Source organism: Catellatospora sp. NPDC049133 (genome assembly GCF_040648455.1).
Taxonomy (GTDB): Bacteria; Actinomycetota; Actinomycetes; order Mycobacteriales; family Micromonosporaceae; genus Catellatospora; species Catellatospora aurea.
The window spans coordinates 276,278-292,574 of sequence record NZ_JBEZDT010000003.1; the positions used below are offsets into that span (position 1 = coordinate 276,278).

The window sequence follows — 16,297 nt, forward strand, 5'->3', positions numbered from 1 at the left end:
ATCGCGCCGCCTCCGGCGTCGCGATGAGCCAAACGGTGCCGATGATTCGCTCGCTCCGCTCCCTCATCGGAGGAGGTTTCCGTCAGGCACGATGATCTGGGGACGTTCACCGCCGGCCTGCTCGGCCAGGCGCTCGACCTGGAACGCGGGTTCCTGCGCGATGGCGCCGCGGTAGGTCTGCACGGTGCTGGCCGCGATGGTCTGCCAGCCGTACCGCTTGGACACCATGGTCAGCGCGCGCTTGGCGATCTGCTTGGCCTTGACCGGCTCGGCGAGCAGCGTGCCCACGGCGCCGGCCAGCGCCTCGGGGTTGCTGTGCGGGAAGGTCATGCCGGTCACGCCGGGCTCGACGATCTCGGCCAGGCCGCCGGTGTCGGCGACGGCCAGCGGTGCGCCGGCCGCGGCCGCCTCCAGGGCGACCATGCCGAACGGCTCGTAGAGGGACGGCACCACGGTGGCGTCGGTCGCCGCGAGCACGGCGGGCAGCTCGCGCTCGGACAGGAAGCCGATGAAGCTGACCTGCTTCTCGATCTTCAGTTCGTGCGTGGCCTCGACCAGCTGCTCCCGGTAGGGGCCGTCGCCCGCGATGACCACCCGCAGGCCCGGGTGCTCGTCGGCGAGCTGCGGCACGGCGCCGACCAGGTGCTGCACGCCCTTCTCGTACACCAGCCGCCCGGCGAAGCCGACCAGTGGACCGTCCCCGGCGAACCGCGAGCGCGCCTCGCGCACCGCCTGCGCGGGGGCCTTCCAGACCCGGCCGTCGACGCCGTTGGGGATGACGTCGACCTTGCTGATGGGCAGGTTGAGCAGCCGGGTGACCTCCCAGCGCATGTACTCCGAGCAGACCAGCACCCGGCAGGCGCGGTGGCCGAGCCACCACTCGACGGAGTGGATGCTCTTGTTCAGGTCCTCGGGCAGCCACCCCTGGTGCCGGCCGGCCTCGGTGGCGTGGATGGTGGCGACCAGCGGCTTGCCCAGGTGCTCGGCCAGGGTGACCGCGGTGTGCGTGACCAGCCAGTCGTGGCCGTGGATCACGTCGTAGTCGTCGGACTCGGCGGCCCGCAGCGCCGCCCGGGTGAGCGTGTGGTTGAACGCCATCGTCCAGGCCAGCAGCGTCGGGGTGGCCAGCGGGAACAGCGGCGGGTCCTCCGGCGCGCGCACGACGCGCACACCCTGGAAGCCCGGCGCGGGCGGAGGTGCGTACTCCTCCAGCGGGGCACCGGGCGCGTGCCGGGTGACCACGGTGACGTGGTGCCCCGCCAGCACCAGCGAATTGGCCAGCGCGTGCACGTGCCGACCGAGGCCGCCGACCACAACCGGCGGGTATTCCCAGGAAAGCATCATGATCCGGAGCGGCTTCGCTGCCGTCGACGGACCCGATGGAACGGGAAGGTTCATGGTCATGCGGCCCCCTCGCAGACTCCCGGGCATACGGAACTAGGCACCGGACACTCGGTGCCGTACGCCATTGGGGTTGTACAAAGTCTGACTGATACCAATTTCGAGCTGGGGACCTTGTGTTTCGTGTCTGTTACGCTCTGCTACTACTCAGTAGACGTGAGGTGAGCACGCAACGTCTCGGCCACGCTCCACGCCTGGAACGGGCAGCCCGTCGCCCCGTGCGGCGCGTCCCCGTCGGCGGTCTCGCTGACCGAACCGAGACCGAAGTCACCCAGGTGCGCCAGCAGGCCCGTCAGCACCTCCCGGGTCGGCAGCCCGGCCTTGCGCCGCGCGTCGGCCAGCGGCCCGATCAGCCACGGCCACACCGTGCCCTGGTGGTACGCGAGATCGCGCTCACGCAGCGAGCCGCCGTGCCGCGGCCGGTATGCCGGATCGGCCGGGTCCAGGCTGCGCGGCCCGAGCGGGGTGAGCAGGGCGTCGGTGATCCGGCGCAGCGCCACCGGGTCCGGCTCCATCGGGGCGTACGGCAGCGACCAGGCCAGCAGCTGGTTCGGCCGCAGCGCGGCGTCGTCCGGGTCGATCACGTCGTAGAGGTGCCCGTCCGGCGCGGGGAAACGCCGCCGGAACGCCGCCTCCGTCACCGCGTGCCGCCGCCGCACGTCGTCGCTGTGCCGCCCGGCGCGCTCGCGCAGCGCGGCCAGCGCCGCCAGCCCGTTGCACCACAGCGCGTTGATGTCGACGGCCTTGCCCGACCGCTGGGTCACGCCCATCCCGTCGACGCGGGCGTCCATCCAGGTCAGCGCCTCGCCGTCGGCGCCCTGCACGAGCAGCCCGTCGCTCTCGTCGACCTTGATGCCGTACCGGGTGCCGCGCAGGTGCGCCGCCAGCACCTCGTCCAGCGCGGGCACCAGCTCCGCGGCGAGATCGTCGTCGTCGGTCGCGCGCACGTGCCGGTCGATCGCGTGCAGGAACCACAGCGTCGCGTCGGCCGTGTTGTGCCCGACCGCGCCGCCGTCGGCCGTGTTGGCCAGCATGCCCTCCGACAGCGTCGCCGCGTACGCCCGCAGCAGCTCCCGGCCCAGCGCGGCGCGTCCGGTGATCAGGAACAGCCCTTCGTAGGAGGTCATGGTGTCCCGGGACCACGCGCCGAACCACGGGTAACCCGCCACGACGTCCGGTCCGTTCGCCGTGGTGACCACGAACGTGTCCGCGGCCAGTGTCAGTTCCGCGGTCGCGTCGACCGCGCCCGCGGTCAGGATGCGCCGGCGGTCGCGTTCGGCGTCCACGATCGCCGCAGCGGGCGGCGGCTCGACGGCCAGGTCACCGGCCCACGCGGTGATCTCCAGCGCGTCGCCCGGCTCGGCCAGCCTCGCGGTGAAACGGCCCGCCAGCAGCAGGTCCTCGTTCGCCACATAACCGCGGGCGGCCTCCATACGATGGTGCACGTTCAGCAGCCAGGCGCCGTCCGGAGCCCAGACCGCGTCGGCCTGCCGCTCGACCCACGGCCGGGTGTCGGGCGGCCCGGCGGGAGCCGTCGCGGCACGGCCGCCGCTCGCCAGGCGGCCCCGCAAGCGGTACGCGTCGGCGACGACCGCGCCGCCCGCGACTTCGCGCACCGGCAGGTCACCCGCACGGCGCTCGCCGTGCTGGTCGCGCCAGGTGCACAGGGCCTCCAGCGACAGCTCGACCGGGCCGCCACCGATCAGCCGGTCGACCACGGCCACGCAGGACGAGCCGTGGCGCATCGCGAGGGTGCGTTCCAGGACGGTCGCGCCGATCCGCCAGCGCCACCGGGGCAGCCCGTCCACCAGGGCGAACTCTTCCAGGAGCAGGTCTCCGCGGGGAGCGAGCGTGCCGTCGGCCCACTCGTGGGCGCCCAGCCGCACGACCCGGCCCTCGGGCAGGCGTACCACCGGATCCAGGGCGGCGAGGCCGACGTGCCGCGACGCCGGAGTGTCCCCGGCGACCACCAGCAGCCCGTGGTAGCGGCGGGTGCGCAGCCCGCTCACCGTGCCCATCGCGTAGCCGCCGCGCCCGTCGGCCACCAACCACTCCCGCGCCGCGCCGAGGGCCGGCTCACCACATACCTGGGTACCGAATCGCATGCAGCAACTCTGTCAAAAAACCGGGGCAATCGGGATGGTGATCGCGCGACTCCGCCAAAGTTACGCAGACCCGTAACAGACGCAGGAGACAATCACGGGGTGGGCGGCAGAGCGAGGTCAGCAGGTGGCGGGGCGGTCATGCGGGTGACGGGCGGAGCGAGGAGCACGCGTGAGCGAGCGCTGCGAGCGAACCAGGTGGCAGGCGCACACGCGGGTGACGAGCGTAGCGAGGAGCACGCGTGACTGACGCGGAGCGCGGACGGCTGGCCGATGCGGACGCCGGGGCGGAGCCGTGGCGGATGTGGGGGCCGTACCTGTCCGAGCGGGCCTGGGGCACTGTGCGCGAGGACTACAGCGAGCACGGCACGGCCTGGGAGTACTTCCCGCACGACCACGCCCGCTCGCGTGCGTTCCGGTGGAACGAGGACGGGCTGGCCGGCATCTGCGACGAGCGGCAGACGTTCTGCTTCGGCCTCGGCCTGTGGAACGGGGCCGACCCGATCCTCAAGGAGCGCATCTTCGGGCTGACCGGCAACGAGGGCAACCACGGCGAGGACGCCAAGGAGTACTGGTGGTACACCGACTCCACGCCGACGCACTCGTGGATGTCGTGGCGCTACCACTACCCGCAGCGCGAGTTCCCGTACTCGGAACTGGTCGCGGTCAACCGGCAGCTGGACCGCTCCGAGCCGGAGTACGAGCTGGCCGACACCGGGGTGTTCGCCGACGACCGCTACTGGGTCGTCACCGTCGACTACGCCAAGGCCACCCCGACGGACCTGTGCATGCTGGTCTCGGTCACCAACCGGGGCGCGGACCCGGCGTCCCTGCACGTGCTGCCCACCCTCTGGTTCCGCAACACCTGGTCGTGGGGCCTGCCGGGCCGGGACGACAAACCGGAGATCGTCGCGGAGCGGGTCGACGGCGGCGGCGAGCTGCGCGCCCAGCACCGCATCCTGGGCCGGCTGACGCTGCAGGGCGACGGCGCTCCCGAGCCGCTGGCCTGCGACAACGAGACCAACGCGGCGCGGCTGTGGGGATACGAGGAGACTCCCGACTATCCGAAGGACGGCATCGCCGACCACGTGGTGCACGGCCTGCCGACGGTCAACCCGCGGCGCACCGGCACCAAGGCCGCGCTGCACTACGTGCTGACCGTGCCGCCGGGCGAGACGGCGCAGCTCAGGCTGCGGTTGACGCAGATCGCCGCGCCGGGTGGCAAGGCCCGCCCGGCGCCCTCGCTCGGCGCGGAGTTCGACCACGTCATGGCCACCCGCAAGGCCGAAGCCGACCAGTACTTCGCCTGGCTGGTCCCGCCGGGCACCCCGCCCGCGCAGGCGCAGGTCGTGCGCGAGGCCGTCGCCGGGCTGATGTGGGGCAAGCAGTTCTACCACTACGACGTCGCGCGCTGGCTGGACGGCGACCCGGCCTCGCCCGCGCCGCCGGAGGGCCGCCGGTTCGGGCGCAACAGCGCCTGGCGGCACATGACCAGCTTCGACGTCATCTCCATGCCGGACCCGTGGGAGTACCCCTGGTACGCCGCCTGGGACCTGGCCTTCCACTGCGTCGCGCTGGCCCGCGTCGACCCGCACTTCGCCAAGGAGCAGATCCTGCTCCTGCTGCGCGACTGGTACCTGCACCCCAACGGGCAGGTCCCGGCGTACGAGTGGGCGTTCGGCGACGTGAACCCGCCCGTGCACGCCTGGGCGGCACTGCGGGTGTTCGAGATCGACGGCGGGCGCGACTACGCGTTCCTCGCCCGCGTCATGCACAAGCTGCTGCTCAACTTCACCTGGTGGGTCAACCGCAAGGACACCGGCGGCAACAACCTGTTCGAGGGCGGCTTCCTGGGCCTGGACAACGTCGGCCCGTTCGACCGCTCGGCGTCGCTGCCCGTGCCCGGCGTGCTGGAGCAGTCCGACGGCACCGCGTGGATGGCGATGTACGCCCTCAACCTGCTGGAGATCTCACTGGTCCTGGCCACCCACGACCGGGTGTGGACCGACATAGCGACCAAGTTCCTGGAGCACTTCGCGTACATCGCCAACGCCGCCTCGCACCAGGGGCTGTGGGACGACGAGGACGGGTTCTTCTACGACCTGCTGCGGCGCACCGACGGGCGGGAGGTGCCGCTGAAGGTCCGCTCGGTCGTCGGCCTGCTGCCGCTGTGCGCGACGACGACACTCAGCTCGGTGACGCTGGTCCGGCTGCCGGAGATCGCGGCGCGGCTGCGCTGGTTCCTGACCAACCGGCCCGAGTTCACCGAGGTCGTCGGGGCGCGGCGGATCTCCGACGGGGGTCAGCAGCAGCGGCTGCTCGCGGTGGTCGGGCCGGAGCAGTTGCGGCGGATACTGAGCCGGATGCTGGACACCGAGGAGTTCCTGTCGGACTACGGGCTGCGTACGCTGTCGCGGGCTCATCTCGACAAGCCGTACACGATCCGGCTCGGCGGGCACGACTACACGGTGGGGTACGAGCCGGCCGAATCGACGAACGGGCTGTTCGGCGGCAACTCCAACTGGCGCGGGCCGATCTGGTTCCCGACGAACTACCTGCTCATCGAGGGCATCCGGCACTACGCCCGGTTCTTCCACGACGACCTGCTGGTGGAGTATCCGACCCGGTCGGGGCAGAAGCTGACCCTCGACCAGATCGCCGACGACCTGTCCGACCGGCTCATCGCGCTGTGGCTGCCCGACAAGGACGGCAACCGGCCGTACCTGCCGAAACATCCGATGCTCGGTGACCACCCGGACTGGACGGCGCACCTGACGTTCCCGGAGTTCTTCCACGGCGACAACGGCATGGGCCTGGGCGCGACCCACCAGTGCGGCTGGACCGCCCTGGTCCTCGACCTGATCCTCACCCGCAACCGCCCCGGGCGCTAGCGCCGCGTTCAGAAGGGCACCTTCTTATACGCGGAGCGATAAGAAGGTGCCCTTCCTTTGCTCGGGGTCAGGCGAAGCGGCGGGGTTGGCCGGTGGTTTCGAGGACGGACATCCAGAGGTCGCCGGCCGGGTCGACCTGGTTGCGCTTGCTGATGGCGAGGGCTATGGGGACGTGGACGAAGCGGCCGCGCCAGCGGCCGACGACCATCGCGGTGCGGCCGGCCATCGCGGCGTGCACGGCAGCGTGGGCGAGGCGGATGCAGTACACGCTGTCGTACGGGTTGGCGGGCACGCTGCGGATGGCGTAGCTGGGGTCGATGTACTTGAGGCTGGTCTCCATGCCGTGCGCGGCGAAGTCGTCGGCGATGCGCCGGCGCAGGTAGAGGCCGATGTCCTTGAGTTTGCGGTTGCCGGACTTGTCGACCTGGCCGGGCTCGTCGGACTCCAGGTATTCCTGCCCGGCGCCCTCGGCGGCGACGACCACGGCGTGCCCGCGCCGGTCGACGCGGCGGCGCAGGTGGGCCAGGAAGCCGTCGTCGCCGTCGAGCTGGAACGGCACCTCGGGGATGAGCACGTAGTCGGCGTCGTTGTTGGCCAGCGCCGCGTAGCAGGCGATGAAGCCGGAGTGGCGGCCCATGACCTGCACGAGGCCGACCCCGTTGGGCACCGCGCGGGCCTCGACGTGGGCGCTGCGCAGCGACTCGGTGGCCTTGGAGAACGCGGTCTGGAAGCCGAAGCTCTGGTCGATGTACGGGATGTCGTTGTCGATGGTCTTCGGCACGCCGATCACGGCGATCTTCAGGCCGCGCTCCTTGACCACGTCGGCGATGGTCAGCGCGCCGCGCATGGAGCCGTCGCCGCCGATGACGAAGAGCACGTTGATGCTCATCGACTCCAGGCAGTCGACGATCTCGTACGGGTCCTGGCTGCCCCGCGAGGTGCCGAGGATGGTGCCGCCGTACTCGTTGACGCCGCTGACCGCCTCGGCGTCGAGGTCGATCGGCGGGTGGCCGTACTTGGCGATGAAGCCCTGGTAGCCGTTCTGGAAGCCGTAGATCTTCGTGACGCCGTAGTGCGAGGTCAGCTCCAGCACCAGGCCCCGGATGACGTCGTTGAGGCCGGGGCACAGGCCGCCGCAGGTGACGATGCCGACGCGGGTCTTCGACGGCTGGAAGAAGATCTTGCGGCGGGGTCCGCCGGGCTCGAAGCCGGGCAGCGCGTCCAGCTTCGCCTTGCGCGCGGCGACCATGTTCACGGTGTCGTCGAACAGCACCCGGTCGTTCTCGTCGACGTAGTGCTCGGTGCTCTCGGTCGAGGCCAGCAGCGGTGCCAGCGGTGATTCGATGCGGCAGTCGCCGAGCGTGCGCACGGTCAGGTCAACGGACTCGGGAGCCATCGCCGTCCTCCAAGCAGCTGCCGCAGCAGGGGCGAGCAGCCTATCGAGACAATGTTTCGCCAGGTGCGCGGCTGCGCCGCCACGCACTGGCAGGTGGATCATCGCTCAGAAAAGCAGCCAGGTCGAGAAGAGCATGCCCATCGGCAGCGCGATCACACCCGCGACGGCGGCGTACGGCCACAGCAGGCGGGCGGGCAGGTGCCGCAGCACCAGCAGCGCGGGCAGCAGCAGCGTGTGCGACCGGTACTGCGACACCCCGGGTCCGGCGATCAGCGGGCCGACGAACATGGCCACCGCGTACAGCGCGAGCCCGGCGTCGTACGGCCGCAGCCGCCCGCGGCCCGACGCGACCACCGCGGCGGCGACGGCCAGCAGCGCCAGCGCCAGCGCCCACCACAACTCGGCGTCGGTGAACGTGTGCAGCACCCAGAGCAGGTCCTGCCGCGGCTCGGCGATGACGATCACGGATGGCTCGATCGCCAGCTTGGCCAGCGAGTGCAGCGGGTTGTGCACGCCGTTGCCGTAATGATCCTGGATCAGCAGGTACGCGTTCCAGTGCCCGAGCATCAGGTGGTGCAGGCCGAACACCGCGCCCAGCCCGGCCAGCGGCAGGCCCACCACGGCCAGCCCGGCCCGCAGCGCCGCCCACGATCGCAGCTCGCGGCGGCCGATCAGGGTCACCACCGCGCCGAAGCCGATCGCGGCGACCGCGACCCCCATCGGGTACGCCGCGGCGACCAGCGCGCCCGCCACTCCCGCCAGGACCCACCGGCGGGCCGCCACGAGCGTGACGCAGCCCAGCAACAGTGCTCCGGCCAGCGCCATCGGGAACACGGCGTGCAGGTAGACACCGGCCGGCAGCAGCGCCGCCAGGGCGAGCACAGCCACGGCGACCGGCCGGCGTGTGTCCCGCAGCAACCGCCACAGCAATACGAACGACAGCAGCAGGCTGACCTCGGTGATGATCAGCGCGGCCGGGTAAGCGCCGAGGCCGGTCGATGTCAGCAACCGGATGAGACCGGGGTAGAGCGGGAACCAGCCCGCGGTGCCGCACCACGCGCCGGGCGCGAACTGCGGGGCCAGGATCGGATCGCTGTCGCACAGGAACAGCTCGTACCCCTGCTCGGCGATCTTGACGTAGAGGCCGGAGTCGGCGCGGACCCGGCCGGTGATCGGCAGGAACGGCTCGGCGACCAGCGCCCCGGCCACCGTGTACACCAGGTGGCCGACCAGGTATGCCAGCACCGGCGGCAGCAGCGCCAGTCCTCGGTCGCGCCACGTCGGCGTGCCCCCGGGAGCCGTCGCCGGTGCCTCGGGTGTGAGGACGGCGGCGGGCACTGAGGACATGGACAGAATCCTCCCCGGACCCCGTCCCCGCCCGCAGCCCGGGTCCCCGCCCGGCGGCCGCCGTCACCCAAGGTCATCCGATTTGCCCGGCAGATGTGCGTATCTTGAGGTCGAATACCCACAGGTGCCAGGCAAATCGGGCGATCATGGCGGGCGACGGCGACGCGGCCCGCGCGGTCACGGCGGGTCAGGGGCGGTTCACCAGGCGGAAGCCGAGGTGGCAGGTCGAGGTGTCGACGGCCTGGGGCATGCGGGCGGCCGGGCGGTAGCGGCGGCAGTAGTTCGGCGCGCAGAGGAACGAGCCGCCCTTGCTCACCCGGCGCGGGATGCGGACCTCGGGCGTGGCCGGGTCGTAGCTGGCCTGCTCGGCGTTTCCGCGCGGGCGCGCCGGGGCGCAGCAGGCCTGCTGCCTGGCGGGGTCGTGGAGGCCGTACCAGTCGGACGTCCACTCCCACACGTTGCCGATCATGTCGGACAGCCCGAAGGCGTTCGGCGGGAAGGAGCCGACGGGCGAGGTCGCCTCGTAGCCGTCGGCGGCCAGGTTGAGCACCGGGAACTCGCCCTGCCACAGGTTGGCCAGGTGTTCGCCGCCCGGGGTCAGCTCGTCGCCCCAGGCGAACTCGGCCGGCTCGCTCGCGCCGCCGGACGCGGCGTACTCCCACTCGGCCTCGGTCGGCAGGTCGCCGCCCGCCCAGGCCGCGTACGCGGCGACGTCGGCCCAGGCCACGTGCACGACCGGGTGGTCGTCGAGGCCGCGCAGGCCCGAACCGGGGCCGTACGGGTGACGCCAGTCCGCGCCGGGCACCAACTGCCACCAGTGCCGTATCTCGCGCAGGTCCACCCGCCGGGACGGCCTGACGAACACCACGGACGCGGGGACCAGCAGCGCCGGGTCGGCTCCCGGATAGTCGGCCGGGTCGGGGGCGGTCTCGGCGACGGTGACGTGGCCGGTCTGCCGGACGAACTCGGCGAACCGCCGGTTGGTGACCTGGTGCCGGTCGATCCAGAAACCACCGACCCGAGCCTGGTGGGCGGGGGCCTCCTCCGGGTAATGCGCGTCGGAGCCCATCCGGAACGTGCCGCCGGGCAGCCACACCATGCCCGGCCGGGGCGGCGGGCCCGGGGCTTCGCCGTCCCGGCCGGGCCGGGTCAGGGTGATCGGTTCCGTCACGCGGTGACCACCGTGCCGCCGGGGCCGGACAGCCCCTGCTCGGCCTTGTGCTTCAGGTCGCGCATCCGGAACGCCATGATGAAGTCGGTGATGCCGCGGGCCAGGCAGATCGCGCCGACGAACACGATGAGCAGGAAGAACGAGCGGGTGAACCTTCCTGCGGCCCAGAAGCCGAGCAGGATCTCGATGATGCCTACGACCAGGCCGAGCCACCAGCCGTCGTGCTCCTTCTTGGTGAGGAAGGCCAGCACGATGTCGGCGGCGCCCTTGAACAGCAGGTACCAGCCGATGAACGCGGCGAGCCAGAACACCGTGCCGCCGGGGTTGATCCAGCAGATGAAGCCGGTGATCAGGAACAGCACGCCGAGGATGGCGTGCAGCCAGCGCCAGCCGGGCGCGGTGAACGCCTGGAACAGCTCGAAGATGCCGGCGACCAGCACGACGATGCCGGCCAGGGTGGCGACGACGCCGATGCTGCGTACCGGTGACTGGTTGAATGCCAGCACGAACCAGCTGACGATGATCCAGCAGACGCCGGTGATGAGGAACAGCCACCACGGCACGCGGGACGCGGGCAGCGGTGTGGCGCCGCTGAACATGTCGCCGGTCGCCGTCGTGCCCGGTGGGACGGGACCGGGCCTGGTCCCGGTGGCGGCCGCTGCGGTGCCGGTGGCCACGCCCTCCTTCGCCGCGTGGGCGCCGGCCGCGGCGGCCTGGCCCGGCTTACCCGTGCCGGGGCTGCTGGGCGATGCGGTGCTCATGCCTTCTCCTCACTGCGTTCGACGGCCGTTGGAGCCGACCGCGTCAGAAGTGCTCGCAACGCCTGCTCATGCGTACCGCCGGAAGTAAGAGCCATCCGGTTGCAGACTATGCACCGTCTCATTCTGATATGAGGTGATTCAGTAATTCTGTGCCGACATTCGGCTAGTCCAGGGCCGACAGCGCGCCGGCCACCGCGAAGCCGAGCACCGCCAGCAGGCCGGTCGCCTTACCGCCCTGCCGGTAGGCCTCCGGGATCATCGAGTCGGCCAGCATGGTCAGCACCGCCCCGGCCGCGAACGCCTCGACGTAACCGCCGTCGGCCCGCGGCACCACCCGGTACGCCAGGTAGCCGAGCGACGCGGCGAGCGCCGACGCCGCCACGATGGTCCACCAGACTCGGTACGCCTGGGCCTTGGTGTGACCGTGGGCGCGCATGGCGGCGGTCGCGCCGAGGGCCTCGGGCAGGTTGGACACGAACACCGCGACCAGGAAGGCCACCGCGACCTCGCCGCCCATGGCCACGCCGACGCCCAGCACCAGCGACTCCGGCACGCCGTCCAGCAGCGCGCCGATCACCAGGGACCGCTCGGCCGAGGCCGCGCCCATGCTGCGGCGGCCCGCGACGACCGCGTCGGCCACGAAGAAGACGACCGCGCCCAGGCCGAACGCGGAGAACAGCAGCACGTCCTGGTGGAACCCGGTGGGCACCAGCTCGTACGCGATCGCCGCGAGCATTGCGCCGGAACCGAAGCCCATCACCATGCCGACCCGCGACGGGGGCACCGGGGTCGGCCGGTACGCCAACCACGCCCCGATGACCAGGGAGAACGCTGCGAGCGTTGCCCACCCGGCCGCGGCCAGCACGCCCATGGGACCTCCATCGTCTGCATCCGACGGTATCAACGCATTCCGTCGATAACGGAAATATGGTTCGCATCTCCGGAATACTGGACCGCGGTATCCGTGTCTCTGGGAGGCGACATGCCGCGTACGCAGCCGACGGCGAAGAAGGTCCCCGCGAAGAAGGCGGCGGCGAAGCGGGCGACCGAGAAGACGACGGCGGCGAAGCAGGCCACCCCGGTGAAGAAGGCCGCCACGAACGCGCCCGCACGCAAGTCCGCCACCACGGCGAAGGCGGTGCCGACGGCGAAGGCCGCACCGGCGAAACGGGCGCGCGGGACGACCGCGGCCGCGGGCCCGTCGTCCGGCGGCCCGGCCGCTCGCAAGGCGGGGCCGGGTAAGAAGGCCGTGGCACCCGTACCCGCCAAGAAGGCCCCGCCCTCGCGCGCGACCACCCGCACCGCGGCGGACCGCGGCCCGGCGCGCAAGTCCGCGCCACGGTCCGCGGCGGCCGGCGCGGGTGCCGGCCGCAAGCCCAACATCCTGGTGATCTGGGGCGACGACATCGGCATCACCAACCTGAGCTGCTACAGCGACGGGCTGATGGGCTACCGGACCCCCAACATCGACCGGATCGCCGACGAGGGTGTGCGCTTCACCGACTACTACGGCGAGCAGAGCTGCACCGCGGGGCGGGCCGCGTTCCTGACCGGCCAGGCGGTGTTCCGCACCGGCCTGTCGAAGGTCGGCATGCCCGGCGCGGACCTGGGCCTGCAGGCAGCCGATCCGACCATCGCCGAGCTGCTCAAACCGCACGGGTACGCCACCGGCCACTTCGGCAAGAACCACCTTGGCGACCGGGACGAGTTCCTGCCGACGGCGCACGGCTTCGACGAGTTCTTCGGCAACCTCTACCACCTCAACGCCGAGGAGGAACCGGAGCAAGAGGACTACCCGGACCTGCGGCGCTTCCCCGATTTCCGCAAGAACTTCGGCCCGCGCGGGGTGCTGCACAGCTGGGCGCTGCCCGGCGGCGGCCAGAAGATCGAGGACACCGGCCCGCTGACCCGCAAACGCATGGAGCTCATCGACGACGAGGTGTTCGAGCACGCCTCCGACTTCATCCAGCGGCAGGCCGACGCGGACACGCCCTTCTTCGTCTGGTTCAACACCACGCACATGCACTTCAAGACGCACCCGCGCCCGGAGATCAAGGGGTGGGCCGGGCCGTGGCAGTCCGACTACCACGACGTGATGGTCGACCACGACCGGATCGTCGGCGAGCTGCTCAACCTGCTCGACCAGCTCGGCATCGCCGACGACACCATCGTCATCTACGGCACGGACAACGGCCCGCACATGAACACGTGGCCCGACGCGGGTATGACACCGTTCCGCAACGAGAAGAACTCCAACTGGGAGGGCGCCTACCGGGTGCCGGCGATGCTGCGCTGGCCCGGCCGCATCCCCGACGGCTGGGTCTCCAACGAGATCGTCAGCCACCTGGACATGCTGCCGACGCTGCTGGCCGCCGTGGGCGATCCCGACATCGTCGAGGAGCTCAAGGCCGGGCACGAGGCCGCGGGCAAGACGTTCAAGGTGCACCTGGACGGCTTCAACCTGCTGCCGTTCCTCACCGACGACGAGCCGCACAGCCCGCGCGAGGGCTTCTTCTACTTCTCCGACGACGGCGACCTGACCGCGATCCGCTTCGACAACTGGAAGCTGGTCTTCATGGAGCAGCGGGCCCCTGGCACGCTGCGGGTCTGGGCCGAGCCCTTCACGGTGCTGCGGGTGCCGAAGATCTACAACCTGCGCACCGACCCGTTCGAGCGCGCGGACGTCACCTCCAACAGCTACTACGACTGGCTGCTCGACCGGGCGTACCTGGTGCTCGCCGTGCAGAAGCTGGCCGGCGACTTCCTGGCCACGTTCCGGGAGTTCCCTCCACGGCAGGAGGCGGCGAGTTTCACCATCGACCAGGTGGTGAAGAAGATGACGGAAGGGATCGGGAGTCACTGATGGCGTTCCTGCCCTCCTGGCGGCCGGGCCCCGCCCGCGACGCGATCACGTCGTTCCTGGACGAGTCGCTGGCGCTGCCCGCGGAGCAGCGGGTGGCCGTGCTCGACAACGACGGCACGCTGTGGTGCGAGAAGCCGGACTACATCCAGTACAGCTTCCTCGTGCGCACGCTGCACGACGCCGTCGAGCACGACCCCGGCCTCGGCGAGCGCGCCGAGTACCGGGCGCTGCTCGACAGCGACCACGCGGCGCTCGGCGAGCTGGGCCTGCAGCGCATCGCCATGGCACTGCTGGAGCTGTGCGCGGGCTGGACACCGGACGAGTTCACCGCCCGGGTGCGCGACTTCATGGCGCAGGAGAAGCACCCGGACCGGGGCGTGCCCTACCCGAAGCTGGTCTACCAGCCGATGCTGGAGCTGCTGGACGTGCTGCGCCAGCACGACTTCGATGTCTTCATCGTCACCGGCGGCGGCACCGAGTTCGTCCGCGCGATCAGCCGGGAGCTCTACGGCGTGCGCCCCGACGACGTGGTCGGCACGCTGGTCGAGTACCACCACGAGCAGCACGGCGACGGGCCCGCGCTGGTGCGCACCGCGCAGGCGCAGGGCGAGGTCAACGAGGGCTGGGCGAAGGTCGAGCACATCCAGACCCAGCTGGGCCGCCGCCCGATCTTCGCGGCCGGCAACAGCGCGGGCGACAGGGAGATGCTGGAGTACGCCCGCGCCGCCGGCATGCCCAGCCTCGCCGTGCTCATCGACCACGACGACGCCGAGCGCGAGTACGCGTACGCCTCGGCCGCGGTGACTCTCGCCGACACCGAACCGATCACGACCACGGCCCGCCGTCTGGGCTGGACGGTGGTGTCCATGCGCGACGACTGGTCGACCGTCTTCCCGCTCTGACCCGCACTAAACTCACACCAGCACCGACAGAGCACGGAAGGGCATCGTCGGCTCGCGTCAGCGAGACGAGCGGCGGCTCGGCACATCGCTTTGCGTCGTGCAAGGTGCCCTTCCCCACCGGAGGAGCGCTGGCATGCCTTACGACCTGCTGTTCGTGGGCGGGCGGGTGATCGATCCGGACGGTGGCCGCGACGGCACGGCCGACGTGGCGGTCGCCGCCGGGCGGATCGCCGCGGTCGGCGCGGACCTGCCCCGCGCGGCCGCCCGCGAGGTCGTCGACGTGACCGGACGCCTGGTCACGCCGGGCCTGGTCGACCTGCACACGCACGTGTTCCCCGGCGCTACCTACTGGGGCATCGACCCCGGCCCGGCCGCCTGGTGCTCCGGCGTCACCACCTGGGTCGACGCGGGCTCCGCCGGGGCGTACGGGCTCGACGCGCTGCGCACAGCGATCCGCGGCTACCGGGTGCGGGTCCCCGTGCTGCTCAACATCTCCGCGGTCGGCCTGACCGGGCTCACCGGCGAATCCCGCGACCTCACCGCCTGCGACACCGACCTCGCCATCACCACCATCACGGCCAACCGCGACCTGGTGTACGGCGTCAAGGCACGCATCGACGCCAACACCGTCGGGGCGAACGGGCTGGAGCCGCTCCGCCGGGCGATCACCGTCGCCAGGGCCTGTGACCTGCCCGTCATGGTGCACGTGGGTATCGCCCCGCCCACCGTCGCCGAACTGCTGCCGCTGCTCGGCGCGGGCGACATCGTGACCCACTGCGCCAGTGGCATCGCCCTGGGCCGGGGCGGCCTGGACCCGGCGCTGCGCCGCGCGTACGACGCGGGCGTGCTGTTCGACATCGGACACGGCTCGGGCGGCTTCGCGTACGACGTGCTGGAAGCCCAGCTCGCCGCTGACATGCCGCCGCACGTCGTCTCCACCGACCTGCACGCGCGCTCGCTGCACGGCCCGGCCTTCGACCTGCCGACCACGATGGCCAAGCTGCTCGCGGTGGGCCTGCCGCTCAAACAGGCCGTCGCGGCGGCGACGTGTGCGCCCGCCCGCGCCCTGGGGCTGCCCGTGGGCACCGGCACGCTCGCCGTCGGCGCGCCCGCCGACCTGGCGGTGTTCGCCGTGGAGCAGGGCCGCTTCCCGCTCGCCGACGTGCACGGCCAGCTCCGGAGCGCGCCGATGCGGCTGCGCAACGAGGCGACGTACGTGGCCGGGCGGCTGCTCCCACCGAGCCTGCCCGGCCCGCCGCCGCCGTGGATTCCACTCACCGCCGCCCAGCGCGACGCGCTCGCCCGCCGCGACCGTACGATCCGCGACCTGCTCACCACACCCCTGGTCACCCCCGCCGGCCTGGCGGAACAATTCCCGCGCGACTCACAGCCTGGGCAGATCTAGAAGAGTTGTGGTCGCCCCAGTCTTCCCGGACCTGAACACCGGCAACAACACGTACAAG

11 protein-coding genes are annotated in these 16,297 nt (G+C 71.6%); 4 read left to right on the top strand and 7 right to left on the bottom strand.

What is annotated here, in order from left to right:
• Window positions 1–63 precede the first annotated feature (63 nt).
• Both AB0B35_RS04940 and AB0B35_RS04945 read right to left on the bottom strand, forming a co-directional pair.
• Window positions 64–1,398, bottom strand: coding sequence for a glycosyltransferase family 4 protein (locus tag AB0B35_RS04940; protein ID WP_360521738.1), 1,335 nt, complete (start codon window positions 1,396–1,398; stop codon window positions 64–66).
• Between the two features lie 146 nt (window positions 1,399–1,544).
• Window positions 1,545–3,506: an amylo-alpha-1,6-glucosidase gene (locus AB0B35_RS04945; RefSeq protein ID WP_361040727.1), complete on the bottom strand. Its 1,962-nt coding sequence runs from the start codon at window positions 3,504–3,506 to the stop codon at window positions 1,545–1,547.
• Window positions 3,507–3,805: 299 nt separating this feature from the next.
• Here AB0B35_RS04945 and AB0B35_RS04950 point away from each other — a divergent pair, with 299 nt between their 5' ends.
• Window positions 3,806–6,394, top strand: coding sequence for a glucosidase (locus tag AB0B35_RS04950; RefSeq protein WP_361040871.1), 2,589 nt, complete (start codon window positions 3,806–3,808; stop codon window positions 6,392–6,394).
• A 67-nt stretch (window positions 6,395–6,461) separates the two neighbouring features.
• Here the strand turns inward: AB0B35_RS04950 and AB0B35_RS04955 are convergent, their stop codons facing one another.
• The 5 genes from AB0B35_RS04955 to AB0B35_RS04975 all read right to left on the bottom strand — a co-directional run bounded on the left by AB0B35_RS04955 (window position 6,462) and on the right by AB0B35_RS04975 (window position 11,940).
• Window positions 6,462–7,790: an ATP-dependent 6-phosphofructokinase gene (locus AB0B35_RS04955; protein ID WP_361040729.1), complete on the bottom strand. Its 1,329-nt coding sequence runs from the start codon at window positions 7,788–7,790 to the stop codon at window positions 6,462–6,464.
• 105 nt (window positions 7,791–7,895) lie between these two features.
• The gene (locus AB0B35_RS04960; RefSeq protein WP_361040732.1) at window positions 7,896–9,137 is read right to left on the bottom strand and encodes a hypothetical protein; all 1,242 of its coding nucleotides are present in this window, start codon (window positions 9,135–9,137) and stop codon (window positions 7,896–7,898) included.
• A 187-nt stretch (window positions 9,138–9,324) separates the two neighbouring features.
• Window positions 9,325–10,236 carry a formylglycine-generating enzyme family protein gene (locus AB0B35_RS04965; RefSeq protein ID WP_361040874.1) on the bottom strand — a complete coding sequence of 304 codons (912 nt, stop codon included), beginning with the start codon at window positions 10,234–10,236 and terminating at the stop codon, window positions 9,325–9,327.
• A 68-nt stretch (window positions 10,237–10,304) separates the two neighbouring features.
• Window positions 10,305–11,069 (bottom strand): DUF308 domain-containing protein, encoded by a 765-nt coding sequence (locus AB0B35_RS04970; protein WP_361040734.1) that lies wholly within the window; start codon window positions 11,067–11,069, stop codon window positions 10,305–10,307.
• 163 nt (window positions 11,070–11,232) lie between these two features.
• Window positions 11,233–11,940 (bottom strand): hypothetical protein, encoded by a 708-nt coding sequence (locus AB0B35_RS04975; protein WP_360521051.1) that lies wholly within the window; start codon window positions 11,938–11,940, stop codon window positions 11,233–11,235.
• Between the two features lie 111 nt (window positions 11,941–12,051).
• Here AB0B35_RS04975 and AB0B35_RS04980 point away from each other — a divergent pair, with 111 nt between their 5' ends.
• From AB0B35_RS04980 to AB0B35_RS04990, 3 genes are all read left to right on the top strand, one after another.
• The gene (locus AB0B35_RS04980) at window positions 12,052–13,932 is read left to right on the top strand and encodes a sulfatase-like hydrolase/transferase (RefSeq protein WP_361040736.1); all 1,881 of its coding nucleotides are present in this window, start codon (window positions 12,052–12,054) and stop codon (window positions 13,930–13,932) included.
• Complete coding sequence (locus AB0B35_RS04985) at window positions 13,932–14,834, top strand: HAD family hydrolase (RefSeq protein WP_361040738.1); 903 nt, start codon at window positions 13,932–13,934, stop codon at window positions 14,832–14,834. The genes AB0B35_RS04980 and AB0B35_RS04985 overlap by 1 nt, the downstream gene beginning before the upstream one ends.
• Window positions 14,835–14,967: 133 nt before the next feature.
• Complete coding sequence (locus tag AB0B35_RS04990) at window positions 14,968–16,239, top strand: amidohydrolase/deacetylase family metallohydrolase (protein ID WP_361040740.1); 1,272 nt, start codon at window positions 14,968–14,970, stop codon at window positions 16,237–16,239.
• The last annotated feature ends 58 nt before the right edge of the window (window positions 16,240–16,297 follow it).

Bases quoted from the DNA above. Each gene is read 5' to 3' on its own strand.
- AB0B35_RS04955 (WP_361040729.1), bottom strand. From the start codon at position 7,790: ATGGCTCCCGAGTCCGTTGACCTGACCGTGCGCACGCTCGGCGACTGC.
- AB0B35_RS04990 (WP_361040740.1), top strand. From the start codon at position 14,968: ATGCCTTACGACCTGCTGTTCGTGGGCGGGCGGGTGATCGATCCGGAC.
- AB0B35_RS04960 (WP_361040732.1), bottom strand. From the start codon at position 9,137: ATGTCCTCAGTGCCCGCCGCCGTCCTCACACCCGAGGCACCGGCGACG.
- AB0B35_RS04975 (WP_360521051.1), bottom strand. From the start codon at position 11,940: ATGGGCGTGCTGGCCGCGGCCGGGTGGGCAACGCTCGCAGCGTTCTCC.
- AB0B35_RS04970 (WP_361040734.1), bottom strand. From the start codon at position 11,069: ATGAGCACCGCATCGCCCAGCAGCCCCGGCACGGGTAAGCCGGGCCAG.
- AB0B35_RS04985 (WP_361040738.1), top strand. From the start codon at position 13,932: ATGGCGTTCCTGCCCTCCTGGCGGCCGGGCCCCGCCCGCGACGCGATC.
- AB0B35_RS04940 (WP_360521738.1), bottom strand. From the start codon at position 1,398: ATGAACCTTCCCGTTCCATCGGGTCCGTCGACGGCAGCGAAGCCGCTC.
- AB0B35_RS04950 (WP_361040871.1), top strand. From the start codon at position 3,806: ATGTGGGGGCCGTACCTGTCCGAGCGGGCCTGGGGCACTGTGCGCGAG.
- AB0B35_RS04980 (WP_361040736.1), top strand. From the start codon at position 12,052: ATGCCGCGTACGCAGCCGACGGCGAAGAAGGTCCCCGCGAAGAAGGCG.
- AB0B35_RS04945 (WP_361040727.1), bottom strand. From the start codon at position 3,506: ATGCGATTCGGTACCCAGGTATGTGGTGAGCCGGCCCTCGGCGCGGCG.
- AB0B35_RS04965 (WP_361040874.1), bottom strand. From the start codon at position 10,236: ATGGTGTGGCTGCCCGGCGGCACGTTCCGGATGGGCTCCGACGCGCAT.